Origin of the sequence: Sphingopyxis sp. DBS4, assembly GCF_024628865.1 — a bacterium.
GTDB lineage: Bacteria > Pseudomonadota > Alphaproteobacteria > Sphingomonadales > Sphingomonadaceae > Sphingopyxis.
This window is the reverse complement of record NZ_CP102384.1, coordinates 1,825,742-1,838,410: the sequence shown is the minus strand read 5'-3', so window position 1 is coordinate 1,838,410 and position 12,669 is coordinate 1,825,742. Positions and strand designations below refer to the sequence as shown.

At 66.7% G+C, this 12,669-nt stretch carries 17 protein-coding genes and 1 riboswitch; of the genes, 10 read left to right on the top strand and 7 right to left on the bottom strand.

What is annotated here, in order from left to right; translation table 11 throughout:
- Positions 1-33: 33 nt before the first annotated feature.
- From NP825_RS08640 to NP825_RS08620, 5 genes are all read right to left on the bottom strand, one after another.
- Positions 34-249, bottom strand: a complete 216-nt coding sequence (locus NP825_RS08640) for a DUF4170 domain-containing protein (RefSeq protein WP_106000506.1) — start codon at positions 247-249, stop codon at positions 34-36.
- 81 nt (positions 250-330) lie between these two features.
- Positions 331-702 (bottom strand): hypothetical protein, encoded by a 372-nt coding sequence (locus NP825_RS08635; protein ID WP_257550405.1) that lies wholly within the window; start codon positions 700-702, stop codon positions 331-333.
- The gene (locus NP825_RS08630; protein WP_257550403.1) at positions 686-1,057 is read right to left on the bottom strand and encodes a hypothetical protein; all 372 of its coding nucleotides are present in this window, start codon (positions 1,055-1,057) and stop codon (positions 686-688) included. The genes NP825_RS08635 and NP825_RS08630 overlap by 17 nt, the downstream gene beginning before the upstream one ends.
- On the bottom strand, positions 1,057-1,509 hold the full coding sequence (locus NP825_RS08625) for a phage holin family protein (protein ID WP_257550401.1): 453 nt from the start codon (positions 1,507-1,509) through the stop codon (positions 1,057-1,059). Before NP825_RS08625 ends, NP825_RS08630 begins: the two co-directional genes overlap by 1 nt.
- A 7-nt stretch (positions 1,510-1,516) precedes the next feature.
- Entirely contained in the window at positions 1,517-2,056 is a 540-nt protein-coding gene (locus tag NP825_RS08620) for a hypothetical protein (protein WP_257550399.1), read from the bottom strand.
- Between the two features lie 215 nt (positions 2,057-2,271).
- On the opposite strand from NP825_RS08620, the gene eno reads away from it, so the two are divergent.
- On the top strand, positions 2,272-3,546 hold the full coding sequence (gene eno / locus NP825_RS08615; RefSeq protein WP_257550397.1) for a phosphopyruvate hydratase: 1,275 nt from the start codon (positions 2,272-2,274) through the stop codon (positions 3,544-3,546).
- A gap of 12 nt (positions 3,547-3,558) precedes the next feature.
- Here the strand turns inward: eno and NP825_RS08610 are convergent, their stop codons facing one another.
- Complete coding sequence (locus NP825_RS08610) at positions 3,559-4,317, bottom strand: class I SAM-dependent methyltransferase (protein WP_257550396.1); 759 nt, start codon at positions 4,315-4,317, stop codon at positions 3,559-3,561.
- A gap of 87 nt (positions 4,318-4,404) precedes the next feature.
- On the opposite strand from NP825_RS08610, the gene NP825_RS08605 reads away from it, so the two are divergent.
- From NP825_RS08605 to NP825_RS08565, 9 genes are all read left to right on the top strand, one after another.
- Entirely contained in the window at positions 4,405-5,175 is a 771-nt protein-coding gene (locus NP825_RS08605; protein WP_257550395.1) for a helix-turn-helix transcriptional regulator, read from the top strand.
- Positions 5,176-5,246: 71 nt separating this feature from the next.
- Positions 5,247-5,308, top strand: a riboswitch (Fluoride riboswitch).
- 44 nt (positions 5,309-5,352) lie between these two features.
- Positions 5,353-5,793 carry a fluoride efflux transporter CrcB gene (gene crcB, locus NP825_RS08600; protein WP_257550394.1) on the top strand — a complete coding sequence of 147 codons (441 nt, stop codon included), beginning with the start codon at positions 5,353-5,355 and terminating at the stop codon, positions 5,791-5,793.
- Between the two features lies 1 nt (position 5,794).
- Positions 5,795-6,613: a universal stress protein gene (locus NP825_RS08595; protein ID WP_257550393.1), complete on the top strand. Its 819-nt coding sequence runs from the start codon at positions 5,795-5,797 to the stop codon at positions 6,611-6,613.
- A gap of 78 nt (positions 6,614-6,691) precedes the next feature.
- A complete protein-coding gene (locus NP825_RS08590; RefSeq protein ID WP_257550392.1) occupies positions 6,692-7,018 on the top strand; it encodes a septum formation initiator family protein in 327 nt (108 codons plus the stop codon).
- A 207-nt stretch (positions 7,019-7,225) separates the two neighbouring features.
- The gene (gene pdhA / locus NP825_RS08585) at positions 7,226-8,296 is read left to right on the top strand and encodes a pyruvate dehydrogenase (acetyl-transferring) E1 component subunit alpha (protein ID WP_257550391.1); all 1,071 of its coding nucleotides are present in this window, start codon (positions 7,226-7,228) and stop codon (positions 8,294-8,296) included.
- A gap of 1 nt (position 8,297) precedes the next feature.
- Positions 8,298-9,695: a pyruvate dehydrogenase complex E1 component subunit beta gene (locus tag NP825_RS08580; protein WP_257550390.1), complete on the top strand. Its 1,398-nt coding sequence runs from the start codon at positions 8,298-8,300 to the stop codon at positions 9,693-9,695.
- Between the two features lie 115 nt (positions 9,696-9,810).
- Entirely contained in the window at positions 9,811-10,443 is a 633-nt protein-coding gene (locus NP825_RS08575) for a hypothetical protein (protein ID WP_257550389.1), read from the top strand.
- A gap of 87 nt (positions 10,444-10,530) precedes the next feature.
- Complete coding sequence (gene cysE, locus NP825_RS08570; RefSeq protein ID WP_257550388.1) at positions 10,531-11,250, top strand: serine O-acetyltransferase; 720 nt, start codon at positions 10,531-10,533, stop codon at positions 11,248-11,250.
- Positions 11,250-11,597, top strand: a complete 348-nt coding sequence (locus NP825_RS08565; RefSeq protein ID WP_257550387.1) for a DUF2794 domain-containing protein — start codon at positions 11,250-11,252, stop codon at positions 11,595-11,597. The genes cysE and NP825_RS08565 overlap by 1 nt, the downstream gene beginning before the upstream one ends.
- Here NP825_RS08565 and NP825_RS08560 read toward each other — a convergent pair.
- Complete coding sequence (locus tag NP825_RS08560; RefSeq protein ID WP_257550386.1) at positions 11,575-12,648, bottom strand: hypothetical protein; 1,074 nt, start codon at positions 12,646-12,648, stop codon at positions 11,575-11,577. The two genes, NP825_RS08565 and NP825_RS08560, sit on opposite strands and share 23 nt — an antisense overlap.
- Positions 12,649-12,669 lie beyond the last annotated feature (21 nt).

Here is a 12,669-nt window from a genome sequence, read left to right as displayed (position 1 = left end):
CAATGACGGGAACTATCGCGGCGGCCCTGCGGATTACTCCGCGTCCGGCTGCAACAGCTTGTGCAGGTGGACGACGACATATTTCATTTCGGCATCGTCGACCGTGCGCTGGGCTGCGCTACGCCACGCCTTTTCGGCGGATTTGTAATCGGGGAACAGGCCGACGACGTCGAGCGCATTCAGGTCGACGAAATCGAGGCCCTGCGGATCGCTGACGCGTCCGCCGAACACGAGGTGCAATTTGCTCATGGCTAGCTTTCCTTGCGGGTTAGCGCTGGGGAGGGGAGGATGCGCGCCCCTACCAGCGCTTTGCCGCTACGGCAAGTCGGCTCATTCCTCGTCGTCGGCGCGATCCCTGCGAACCGATTTCGGCAGCAGCGAACCGAGCAGCGCGCCGATCGCGACGGCCCCCGCGACAAGCGCCAGCGGCTGTTTCTCGGCCGCGCTTTTGAGCTTGCTGTTCGCGCGTTTTGCCTGCGCCTTGCCCTTTGCATAAGCCTCGCCTGCGGCTTCGCGCGCGGCATCGGCCTGTTCGCCTGCTTTCGCGGCAAGCTCGCTCGTCGCGGCGCGGGCGCGGCCATAGCCGTCCTGGATGCGCGCCTTCGCCGCTTCGGCGGTCGCGCGCGCATTTTCGGCGGTTTTCTCCGCAAGTTCACTCGCTTTCGCGCGGGCGTCGTTGGCGGTTTCACTCAGCGGCTTCATCATCTTCCTCCAGATATGGCTCGGCCGCATCGGGCCGGAATTTGTCCAGGACGGCGTCCGCCAGATCCTGCGCCTTTTGCGCCAGCTTCGGCACATGGTCCTTGATCGGTTCGCGAAACAGCCACGCCACGCCCGCCACCGCGGCAAGCGCGATCGGCAGGCGATTGTCGCGAAACTCCTGCCGCACGATATGCGCGGCATCGTCGACCTTCTCGCCGAGGCGATATTTGCCGCGATCGACGAGCGCTCCCGGCTTGAACGCCGCCTTGGCGACGTCGAGCCGCCGGTGCAGTTCGGCGCGCTGAAGCATCGAACGGCGCGCGGCGTTGATCAGGCGGTTGCGCGTTCCCGGCATCAGTCGTCGCCCCTTTCGCTGGTCAGGTCGCGCCGCAGCGCGGTGCGGATGTCGCCATAGCTGCGCTGCGCGCGCCATCCCGCAAAGGCGGCGATGGCGAGCAGCACGCCGACGACGATCAGCGTCGCCAGCAGCGGGCCGATATGCGGGGCGAGCACCAGGATCGCCCCGAACGCGAGCGCGAGCATCGCGATGCCTAGCGCCGAGGCCGCGATCGCGCCCCACGCCGCGGTCCAGCTTGCGCCGTGCAGCGCCAGCTCGCTGCGCGCTTCGAGCAGCGCCAGTTCGGCTTTCGCGGTCGCCGAGAGATTGTCGATGACGTCATCGACGATCTTCTCTAGCGGCACCGGCGGCGGCGCGACCGGACGTCCGTCGGGCGCATAGCCGTGGCTGACGCCGTCGAAGCTGCGCGGCCCGGAAGCGGGCGGGAGGTTGGGGTCGGAGGACGGCAAGCGGCTGTCAGTCGTTCGAACCGCCCTTGAGCATCCGCGCAAGCACGAAGCCGATCACCGCCGCGGCTCCGACGGCGACCGCCGGGTTCTTCTTGACCATATCCTTGGTCGAGGCGGCGAGCTCGTCGAGATCCTTCTTGTCGAGCGTCGTGGCGAGGCCGGCGACGGTCGACGCGGCCGAGCGGGCATAGTCGCCATATTGCTTGCCGAATTTGCTGTCGACGGTGCCGGCGCTGTCCTCAAGCATCTTGGCGAGGCTGCCGACGGCTTCGGCGGCCTTGTCCTTGCCTTTGGTCGCGGCGTCGCGCGCCCTGGCCGACGCCTGATTCTTCAGCGTCGTCGCCTCTTCCTTCAGCGACGCGGCCTTTTTCGACGCTTCCGACCGGATCGTATCGCGCGTCGCCGCGAGCTGGTCGCGGATCGGATGATCCTTGGCCGTCGCCTTTGCGGCGGCGGGCTTGCGCGCGGGCGCGGCCTTGGTTGCGGCGGCTTTCGCGGGCGCTTTGGGCGTGGCTTTCTTGGCGGTGGGAGTGGCGGCTTTGGCCATGGGGCACTATCCTCTTCTTTTATCGAGCCTCGTGCCGTCAGGGGAGTGCCGGTCGTGAGCCCTTTGGTCATGTCCAGATATATAGCAAGGCGCGGCCAATGGTTCCATAGCTCGTCAAAATTCATATGCGGTGGTTGCGCTGGCGGCACGGCGCCGATAACAGGCGGGCGCTTTCTCCAATACCCCGCCGCACGGGCTTCAGCAGGACAGTTCCCATGACCGCCATCATCGACATCCACGGCCGCGAAATCCTCGACAGCCGGGGCAATCCCACCGTCGAAGTCGATGTGCTGCTCGAGGACGGCAGCTTCGGCCGCGCCGCGGTACCCTCGGGCGCCTCGACCGGCGCGCACGAGGCGGTCGAGCTCCGCGATGGCGACAAGGCGCGCTATCTTGGCAAGGGCGTGACCAAGGCGGTCGCGGCGGTGAACGGCGAGATCGCCGAGGCGCTGATCGGCCTCGATGCCGAGGATCAGCGCGAGCTCGACATGGCGATGATCGACCTCGACGGCACGCCGAACAAGGGTCGTCTCGGCGCCAATGCGATCCTCGGCGTCAGCCTTGCCGCTGCAAAAGCAGCAGCGGACGCGCGCGGGCTGCCGCTCTACCGCTATGTCGGCGGTGTCTCGGCGCGCACCTTGCCGGTGCCGATGATGAACATCATCAACGGCGGCGAACATGCCGACAATCCGATCGACGTGCAGGAATTCATGATCATGCCCGTCGGCGCTGGCAGCATCGCCGACGCGGTGCGCTGGGGTAGCGAGATTTTCCACACGCTGAAGAAGGGCCTCGCGCAGAAGGGGCTGTCGACCTCGGTCGGCGACGAGGGCGGCTTTGCGCCGAACCTCGCCTCGACGCGCGACGCGCTCGATTTCATCGCCGCCTCGGTCGAGCAGGCGGGCTTCAAGCTCGGCAGCGACGTCGTGCTTGCGCTCGACTGTGCCGCGACCGAATTCTTCAAGGGCGGCAAGTACGAGATCAGCGGCGAGAGCCTGTCGCTGAGCCCCGAACAGATGGCCGACTATCTCGCCGCGCTCGTCAAGGATTACCCGATCAAGTCGATCGAGGACGGGATGAGCGAGGATGATTTCACCGGCTGGAAGGCGCTGACCGACCTGATCGGCGACAAGTGCCAGCTCGTCGGCGACGACCTGTTCGTCACCAATCCGCTGCGTTTGGAGGACGGCATCAAGACCGGCCTCGCCAACTCGCTGCTCGTCAAGGTCAACCAGATCGGCACGCTGTCGGAAACGCTCGACGCGGTCGATATGGCGCACCGCGCGCGCTACACCGCCGTCATGTCGCACCGTTCGGGCGAGACCGAGGATTCGACGATCGCCGACCTCGCGGTCGCGACCAACTGCGGCCAGATCAAGACCGGCAGCCTCGCGCGCTCGGACCGGCTCGCCAAATACAACCAGCTCATCCGCATCGAGGAAGAACTGGGCGACATGGCGCGCTATCCGGGGATGGCGATTTTCGGCTGATCGGCTCGCGGGCTATTCGGCCTCGAACAGCGCCACGTCGATCGTGAAGGAGCCGTCGCGCTCGATCGCATAATGCGCCGTGACATCGCGGCTCGCGGCCTGCTGGAGCGCGCGGATGGCGTCCGCCTGCACCGGCGGGGTCCGCATTCTTGCGGTCCAACCGGCGAAATCCATGCGCAGCCGCGACCGCGTCAGGGCCCGGATCGAGAAACCGGCGCGCGCGAGCATGGCAGTCCATTCCGCGACGGCATAATCGCGGACGTGCGAAGGATCGCGCAGCACCTCAACCGCCTGCAAATGGGTGTCGAGCGCCGCGCCGCCGGGGGCGACGACGTCGGCGAAAATGGCCGGCGCGCCATCGGCCAGAACGCGCCGCGCCTCGCGCAGTCCGGCGTCGGCATCGCGCCAATGGTGGGTCGAAAAGCGGCAGGCGAGGAAATCGAAGCTGCCGTCGGCGAAGGGCAGGGCCTCGGCCGCCGCTGCCGCGACCGCGATATTGCCGAGGCCGCGCCGGCCGGCTTCGGCGGTGACCGCGGTCAGCATGTCGGGCGAGAGGTCGCACGCAATCACCTCTGCGGCATGGGGTGCCAGCGCATAGGCGACATGGCCGCCGCCCGCGCCCAGGTCGAGCGCGCGGCGGGGACGCGCGCTCGCCGCGCGCTCGCCGATGCGGACCAGGTCGGCGCCCGCCGCGTGGACGCTGCTGGCGACATAGGCGTTGGCGGTGGGGCCGAATTGATCCTGGACGATCTGATCGTGGTGGGCGGTCATGCGTGTTGCCTCCAAAGGTTTCTCCGCGATGATCGCCACAAATTACCCTGTTACAATAGAGATAATTATCCTGTTATAAATTGATCCATGCAGACGGACGAACAACGCGCACTGCTCGGCGCCTTCGTGCGCGCCCGGCGCGAATCGATGGCGCCGGCGGGGCCGCTCCGCCGCCGCCGCACGCCGGGCCTGCGCCGCGAGGAACTGGCCGACTTGGCCGGGATCGGGACGACATGGGTGGCGTGGATCGAGCAGGGGCGCGACGTCCGTGCTTCGGCAGCGACGCTGGCCCGCCTCGCCGTCGCGCTGCGCCTGTCGCGCGCCGAGCGCGATTACATGTTCGCGCTCGCCAACCGGCGCGATCCCGACCTGCCCGTCGCCGCGCCCGTGGAGGCCGCGCCGCCTGCGCTGGCCGCGGCGGTCGAGGCGCTGCCCTGGCCCGCCTATGGCCTCGATCCTGCTTGGTATGTATGCTGCGCCAACGCGGCGGCGCACACCTTGTTCACCGGCCTGTTCGATGGGGAGGCGCATCCGAACCTGCTCCACTACATGTTCCTCCATCCCGCAGCGCGCGACCTGCTTCCCGACTGGCACGCGCGCGCCGAGCGCCTTTTGTCGGAGTTCCGCCACGATTACGGACGGTCGCTGGCCGATCCGCGCGTGCGCGCCGTCGTCGAGCGACTGCGGGCCGACAGCGCGGAGTTCGCGTCGTTATGGGAGCGGCAGGCGATCCTGGCGCACGAGGGCGGCGCGCGGGGATTCGACCATCCCGTCGGGGGACAGTTGAATTTCTTCCAGTTCACGCTCGCCGACGTGGAGCGCGGCGATTTCCGGCTGGTTTTCCTGCGACCCGTTTGAGAGGCTCCCGCAGCGGCGTGTTCGCGCGTTGTCCCAGCTCGTTGTCATCGCCGCCGATTGGCGCTATAACAGCCGCCGATGGGGATGGAGTTCCCCGATAACCGCCATTCCGGCTGATGACTCCTGCCTTGCGCCATGGTGCGCGGGTAGGCGTTCGTCCTTCTCCCGCACGAGGAGATGGGACATGATGATTTTGCAACGAAAGCCGGCGGGACAGGTGCGGTGGTGACCGCGCTCTGGCTTGCCGCGGGCGGCGCCACGGGCACGCTGCTGCGCTACTGGATCAACCTGCTGATCACGGCGCGCCTTGGCGAGGCCATGCCCTGGGGCACGATCGTCATCAATGTCACCGGATCGTTCGCGATCGGCCTGTTCGCGGCGCTGACCGAACCCGGCGGGCGCCTGACGGTGCCGCCCGACGTGCGCCTCTTCATCCTGGTCGGTTTGTGCGGCGGCTATACGACCTTTTCCTCCTTCAGCCTGCAAACGCTCGCGCTGCTGCAATCCGGCGAACCGGTGCGGGCGGCGGCGAACGTCCTGCTTTCGGTCCTGCTGTGCCTGCTGGCGGTCTGGGCCGGATATGCGGGATCGTCGGCGCTGCACGGAATGCGAGGCTGACATGCGGCTGCTCGCCATATTGACCGGCGCCGCGAGCGCCCCCGCCTGCCTCGACGCCGCCGTCGTCGCGGCGCGGTCGCTGGGTGGCGCCAGCATCGAGGCGCTGCATGTCGTCGTCGATCCCGAACATCTGGTCGTCGCGCCCGAGGAAATCGACATCCAGCTCCTTCGCGAACGCCGGGAAGGCACTGCGCAGGAACGCGCGCAGGCCGTCCGCTCGGCTTTTCTGGCCTGGAATACCGGCGCGGCCGAGGGCACGCCGCCGGTGCGATGGAAGGCACTGGTCGGGGCCGAGGCGGCGCTGCTCTGCGAGGAAGCGAAGGCGGCCGACGTGATCATCCTCGTGCTGGTGCGCGAGGCCAATCTCGACAGCGCCGACGCCTTTCATGCCGCGATCTTTCGCAGCGGCAAGCCGGTGCTGATCGTGCCGCCGGGCTGGCGCGGCGGCGAGCGCACGGCTTTCGCGCATATCGCCGTGGGCCTCAGCGACAGCGAGGTCGCGCGCCATGCGATCGAGGGTGCCGGTCCGTGGCTACGGCATGCCGATCGGATCACCGGCATCCGCATCGGTGCGCGCGACGATGCCGTGCGCGGGCTGACGCGGCTGCTGGCCGAAGCCGGAACGGAGGCCGCGCTGCACGTTGTGGCGCCTGACCATGCGAATTTGGGCGCGCAGCTCATGCGCGAAGCGCATGACGTCGGCGCCGACCTGCTGGTGGCCGGCGCCTATCGCTATCCGGCGGTGGTCGAATGGTTGCTGGGCGGGACGACGCGGCATCTGCTCGCTGCGGCTGACATGCCGGTGATGCTGGCGCATTGAGACGGACGGGAGCGCATTTTCCTCCCAATGGAGTTTGATGCCTTGACGCCGCGAATCAACTCTGATTCAAGGGCCGAAATGACGCAGCGCCACAAATTCCGCAAATCGATGAATCGGGCCATTGGTCCCGCGGTGGCGCTGATCGCGGTGCTGGCGATGATCGGCTATGCGATCTTCGGGCCGACGGGGCTTTATGCCTGGGGCGACTACAGCCAGTCGGTCGAGAAGAAGCGCATCGTGCTGAACCAGCTCGCCAAGAAGCAGAGCGAGCTTCAGAATCGGGTCAACCTGCTCGACCGGCGCCGCGTCGACCCCGACCTGGCCGACGAATATGTCCGCGAGAAGCTGGGGGTCATGCACCCCGATGAGATCGCCATTCCGATGGACGGTAACGAGAAGCCGTAAGCTGGCCCCTGAAACATTCGTCACCCTGGACCTGTTTCAGGGCCCATGGTCTGAAGGGTAGGACGCCCCTTCTTCTCCACTCCCTGATTGCAAAAAATGCATACGTAACGCCGGGCCCTGTGCCCGCCAAGCGGGCGTTGCCAAGCGGGCCGTCGCTCTCCTATAGGGGGCCTTGCCGTAACGGCTAACCGCAAGAGGAAATCCGCCTTGGCCAAAGAACCTGCGCGTAAGACTGCCGCGCCGAAAAAATCCGCTTCCACCCCAGCGCCCGCCACCAACCGCGAGCAGCCGAGCGAGCCCGCTCCCTATCAGGCGACGCCCGAAGAGCTTGAGAAATTCTATCGCGAAATGCTGCTTATCCGCCGCTTCGAGGAGAAGGCGGGGCAGCTTTACGGCCTTGGCCTGATCGGCGGTTTCTGCCACCTCTATATCGGCCAGGAAGCGGTCGCGGTCGGGCTCCAGTCGGCGCTCGACGGCGACAAGGACAGCGTCATCACCGGCTATCGCGACCACGGTCACATGCTCGCCTACGGCATCGACCCCAAGGTGATCATGGCCGAACTCACCGGTCGCGCCGCGGGCATTTCGCGCGGCAAGGGCGGCTCGATGCACATGTTCAGCGTCGAGCATAAATTCTATGGCGGTCACGGCATCGTCGGCGCGCAGGTGTCGCTCGGCACCGGCCTCGCCTTCGCGCACAAATATCGCGGCGACGGCGGCGTCGCCATGGCCTATTTTGGCGACGGCGCCGCGAACCAGGGCCAGGTGTACGAGAGCTTCAACATGGCCGAGCTCTGGAAGCTGCCGATCATCTTCGTGATCGAGAACAACCAGTACGCCATGGGCACCTCGGTCAACCGCAGCAGCGCCGAAGATCAGCTCTATCGCCGCGGCGAAAGCTTCCGCATTCCCGGCATGCAGGTCGACGGCATGGACGTGCTCGCGGTGCGCGGCGCGGCCGAAGCGGCGCTCGAATGGGTGCGCGCGGGCAAGGGGCCGATCCTGCTCGAACTCAAGACCTATCGCTATCGCGGCCACTCGATGTCCGACCCCGCCAAATATCGCAGCCGCGAGGAAGTGCAGGCGGTGCGCGACAAGAGCGACGCGATCGAGCATCTCAAGAAGCTGATGCTCGACGCCGGGATCACGGAGGACAAGGTCAAGGATATCGACAAGGAAATCCGCCAGATCGTGAGCGACGCGGCCGACTTCGCCGAAAGCGCGCCCGAACCCGAACTTCACGAACTTTATACCGACGTGCTGGTGGAGCAATATTGAGATGGCGATCGAACTGAAGATGCCGGCGCTATCGCCGACGATGGAAGAGGGCACGCTCGCCAAGTGGCTCGTCAAGGAAGGCGACACGGTCAAGTCGGGCGACATTTTGGCGGAGATCGAGACTGACAAGGCGACGATGGAATATGAAGCGATCGACGAAGGCACGATCGCGTCGATCCTGGTTCCCGAAGGCACCGACAATGTGAAGGTCGGCACCGTGATCGCGACGATCGCGGGCGAGGGGGAAGAGGCGGCGCCTGCGCCTGCGCCCGCCAAGACCGTCGCCCCAGCGGAAGCTGGGGCCGCCAACGAGAGCGAGCCGACGCCAGCGGCCCCAGCTTCCGCTGGGGCGACGGTCAAGGCGCCCGCGCCCGCCGTGCGCGCCGCCGATCCGTCGATTCCCGAGGGTACGGCGACGGTGAAGCTCACCGTCCGCGAGGCGCTTCGCGATGCGATGGCGGAAGAGATGCGCGCCGACGACCGCATCTTCGTGATGGGCGAGGAGGTCGCCGAATATCAGGGTGCCTACAAGGTGACGCAGGGGCTGCTCGACGAATTCGGCGCGCGCCGTGTCATCGACACGCCGATCACCGAATATGGCTTCGCCGGGCTCGGCACCGGTGCGGCGATGGGCGGGCTCAAGCCGATCATCGAGTTTATGACCTTCAATTTCGCGATGCAGGCGATCGATCACATCATCAACTCGGCCGCGAAGACCAATTATATGTCGGGCGGCCAGATGCGCTGCCCGATCGTGTTCCGGGGGCCGAATGGCGCCGCGTCGCGTGTCGCGGCGCAGCACAGCCAGAATTACGCCCCCTGGTATGCGAGCGTCCCCGGCCTGATCGTGATCGCGCCCTATGACGCTGCCGATGCCAAGGGCCTGCTCAAGGCCGCGATCCGCAGCGAGGATCCGGTCGTCTTCCTCGAAAACGAACTCCTCTATGGCCGCAGCTTCGACGTTCCCGACGTCGCCGACTATGTCCTGCCGATCGGCAAGGCACGGGTGATGCGCGAAGGCAAGGACGTGACGATCGTCAGCTATTCGATCGGCGTCGGGCTCGCGCTCGAAGCCGCTGATGCGCTGGCGGGCGAGGGGATCGAGGCCGAGGTCATCGACCTGCGCACGATCCGTCCGCTCGACATCGCGACGGTGCTCGCCAGCCTCAAGAAGACCAATCGCCTCGTCGTCGTCGAGGAGGGCTGGCCGACCTGTTCGATCGCCAGCGAGCTCGCGATGGTCGCGATGGAGCAGGGCTTCGACGATCTCGACGCCCCGGTGGTGCGCGTCTGCAACGAGGATGTGCCGCTGCCCTATGCCGACAATCTCGAAAAGGCGGCTCTGGTCGACACACCGCGGGTGATCGCGGCGGTGAAGGCGGTGTGCAATCGGACATAAATATCCTCGTCATTGCGAGGAGCGAAGCGACGAAGCAATCCAGAGTGTGCGTAAACCGCTCTGGATTGCTTCGCTTCGCTCGCAATGACGACGGTGTAGTGGTAGCGGCCCGATTATGGAGAACGCCGCTTCCGAAACCCTCCGGTGCCCCGACATCCGCGACCCGCGCGTTATGGTGGCGGTACCGCGCGACCGGCGGCCCGCGATCACGGCGCTGTGGGCGCTCGCCGAGCGATTGACCAAGCTGCTCGGCGATGCGCGCGAGCCGATGATCGGGCAGATCAAGCTCGCCTGGTGGCGCGACATGATGGCGCTGCTCGCCAGCGATCCCGCGATGCTGCCGAAGGGCGAGCCGCTGCTTGCCGAATTGCAGGCGGCATGGGGCGGGCAGAGTGGGCTCGATGCGCTTGTCGATGCTGCCGAGGCAATGCTGCTTGCCGAAAACGAAACGGAACGGCGCGACGCGGCGGCGGGGTTCGGTGAAGCCTTGTTCTCCCTTTCGGGCGGCGCTGGCGGGGCGCGCTGGGGATTGCTCTGGGGCGCCGGGCTTCAGCAAGGCGAAGCGGAGGCGCGGCAACTCTTCGCCGATGCCCGCGACCAGCCGATCCCGTCGCGCGCGTCTTTTCGGGGGAAAAAGGCCCTGCTGATGCTCGACCGCTGGGCCGCCGCGATCGCCGCGCGCGATGGCGAACGGCGCTGGCGGAGCGAGGAATTGCGGCTGCTGCGGATCGGCCTTTTCGGGCGCTGAGCGACAAAAGCACGCGCGGGGGTGGAAATGCCGCCGCTGAACATCTATCTTGCGCGGTACAGAAATAGGGTCGCAGGGGACAGACGCATGTTCAACGGGCTGATCGCCTATCTGGATTCGATCAAGGCGCGCGATCCCGCGCCGCGGACGCGCTGGGAAATCCTGCTCTATCCGGGGCTGCTCGCGGTCGGGATGCACCGCATCGCGCACTGGCTGTTCGAGGCGGACCTGTTCTTCCTTGCGCGCTTCGTCAATCATCTGTCGCGCTGGCTGACCGGGATCGACATCCATCCGGGCGCGACGATCGGACGTCATCTGTTCATCGATCACGGCTTTGGCGTGGTGATCGGCGAGACCGCCGAGATCGGCGACAATGTCTCCATCTATCAGGACGTGACGCTGGGCGGCACCGATCCCGCCAACGGCATCGGCGGCAAGCGCCACCCGACGCTGTGCGACGATGTGATCGTCGGGTCGGGCGCGCAGATTCTCGGCCCCGTCACCGTCCATGCGCGGGCGCGCGTCGGCGCCAATGCGGTGGTGACCAAGGATGTGCCCGAAGGCGCGGTGATGGTCGGCATCCCGGCGCGCTCAACCCTGCTCGACGCAAGCGAATATGCGCGCGAATTCGTCCCCTATGGCACGCCGTGCTGCGAGACCTTCGATCCCGCGACGCAGAAACTCGAACTGCTGCAATGCCAGCTCGAGCAGATGCAGAAGCAGATCGCGATGCTGGTCGCCGAGCGCGATGCGCTCAAAGGGGAAGCCGACGCGCCGCAGCGCAAGGGGAGTCGGAAAAGCGCCTGATGGGAACGGTGACGCCTCTGCCGTTCGGCAATCGGGCGGCACCGCAGCAAACCGGCTTCGAGCGCACCGAATTGATGCGCATCCTCGACCTCTATGGCCGTATGGTCGCCGCGGGGCATTGGCGCGACTATGCGATGGATTTCCACCGCGATGCCGCGATTTTCTCCGCCTTTCGCCGCGCCGCCGAGCGGCCCGAATATCGCATAGAAAAACGCCCCGCCTTGCGGAGCCGGCAGGGCATGTGGGCCCTTGTCTCCGAAGCCGGGGCGATATTGAAGCGCGGGGACGAGCTTGCAGGCGTGCTCGCCCCCGTCGAGCGCAAGCTTATGAAGCTGGTCGGGGACTGATCGAACGGATCGTCGCCGGCAGCTGGCTCGCCAGATTGTCGGGGAGCAGGCCGACCACCGCGGCCCGGGCATTCTGCCAGAAGGCGGAAAGCAGCAGCAGCGCCGACCCGATCACGAACGCCGTCAGCGCGACGTTGAGTTCGACCGCGCCGAAAGTGCGGAAAAGCTGCGTCATCGCGAACAGCACATAGGCGAGCGCCGAGACGAGCAGCGCGCGGCGGTCGATCGCGAGCGCGATCAGCCCGAACAGGATATAGATGCCGATGACGAGCACCGCCGCGCCGCTGCCGATATCGTCGCCGCGCGTCACGCCCAGCAGGTGAAAGGCCGGGTGAGCAATCATCGGCGCGGCGAGCAGGTGAAGCCAGAAGGCGACGTCGCTGCGGCGCGTCTGGCGCACGCGGTCGCTGCGGTCCCACCACATGGCGAGCGTGAAGACGCCGAGGCCGGCGATCAGCACGAGGATCATCGGCAGTGTGCCGTCGGGGCCGGGCACGCCGGTGGCGGCCAGCACGAGCGCCACCGCGGTCGCGGCGAGGGCCGCGGTTCCGGCGGCGACGGTGATCGGCACCATGAAGCGCTTCCAGTGGAACCATGTCGCGACAGCCGTCACCGCGGCGATGGAGCCGAAGAGGATAGCCGCGGTCGTATCGCCGAGCCGCGGGCCGAAGATGTCCTCGCCATGCTTGAACAGGAAGCCGATCATCGTTGCGCAGACCCCCGCCGAAAAGGCGAGGACGAGGACGATGCTCGGCAGCGCCATACGGCGTTTGCGCGTGAAATATTCGGCGAGACCCCACGCCGATGCGGCAACGAAAGCGCCGGCGAGTGCGGGGTGGATCGATTCGCCGATCCAGCCGACCGCGACGAGCAGGATTACCGCGGCGATGCTGACGAAGATGTCGTTGAAACCGGTGATGAGGCGGAAGGATTCCTCGTCCGCTCCGGGAGCTTCGCGCACCGATGCGATATGCGACCGAAAGGCCTGCGCGGCCTCCGGCGTCAACACCTTCGCATCGACCGCGGCTTGCAGGTCGCTTTCACTATACATCGGGGTCGTCCCTTTCTGGAT

Excerpts from the sequence above, each read along its gene's own strand:
- NP825_RS08640 (WP_106000506.1), bottom strand. The coding sequence starts at position 249 with ATGAGCAAATTGCACCTCGTGTTCGGCGGACGCGTCAGCGATCCGCAG.
- NP825_RS08635 (WP_257550405.1), bottom strand. The coding sequence starts at position 702 with ATGAAGCCGCTGAGTGAAACCGCCAACGACGCCCGCGCGAAAGCGAGT.
- NP825_RS08630 (WP_257550403.1), bottom strand. The coding sequence starts at position 1,057 with ATGCCGGGAACGCGCAACCGCCTGATCAACGCCGCGCGCCGTTCGATG.
- NP825_RS08620 (WP_257550399.1), bottom strand. The coding sequence starts at position 2,056 with ATGGCCAAAGCCGCCACTCCCACCGCCAAGAAAGCCACGCCCAAAGCG.
- eno (WP_257550397.1), top strand. The coding sequence starts at position 2,272 with ATGACCGCCATCATCGACATCCACGGCCGCGAAATCCTCGACAGCCGG.
- NP825_RS08610 (WP_257550396.1), bottom strand. The coding sequence starts at position 4,317 with ATGACCGCCCACCACGATCAGATCGTCCAGGATCAATTCGGCCCCACC.
- NP825_RS08605 (WP_257550395.1), top strand. The coding sequence starts at position 4,405 with ATGCAGACGGACGAACAACGCGCACTGCTCGGCGCCTTCGTGCGCGCC.
- crcB (WP_257550394.1), top strand. The coding sequence starts at position 5,353 with ATGGGACATGATGATTTTGCAACGAAAGCCGGCGGGACAGGTGCGGTG.
- NP825_RS08595 (WP_257550393.1), top strand. The coding sequence starts at position 5,795 with ATGCGGCTGCTCGCCATATTGACCGGCGCCGCGAGCGCCCCCGCCTGC.
- NP825_RS08590 (WP_257550392.1), top strand. The coding sequence starts at position 6,692 with ATGACGCAGCGCCACAAATTCCGCAAATCGATGAATCGGGCCATTGGT.
- NP825_RS08580 (WP_257550390.1), top strand. The coding sequence starts at position 8,298 with ATGGCGATCGAACTGAAGATGCCGGCGCTATCGCCGACGATGGAAGAG.
- NP825_RS08575 (WP_257550389.1), top strand. The coding sequence starts at position 9,811 with ATGGAGAACGCCGCTTCCGAAACCCTCCGGTGCCCCGACATCCGCGAC.
- cysE (WP_257550388.1), top strand. The coding sequence starts at position 10,531 with ATGTTCAACGGGCTGATCGCCTATCTGGATTCGATCAAGGCGCGCGAT.
- NP825_RS08565 (WP_257550387.1), top strand. The coding sequence starts at position 11,250 with ATGGGAACGGTGACGCCTCTGCCGTTCGGCAATCGGGCGGCACCGCAG.
- NP825_RS08560 (WP_257550386.1), bottom strand. The coding sequence starts at position 12,648 with ATGTATAGTGAAAGCGACCTGCAAGCCGCGGTCGATGCGAAGGTGTTG.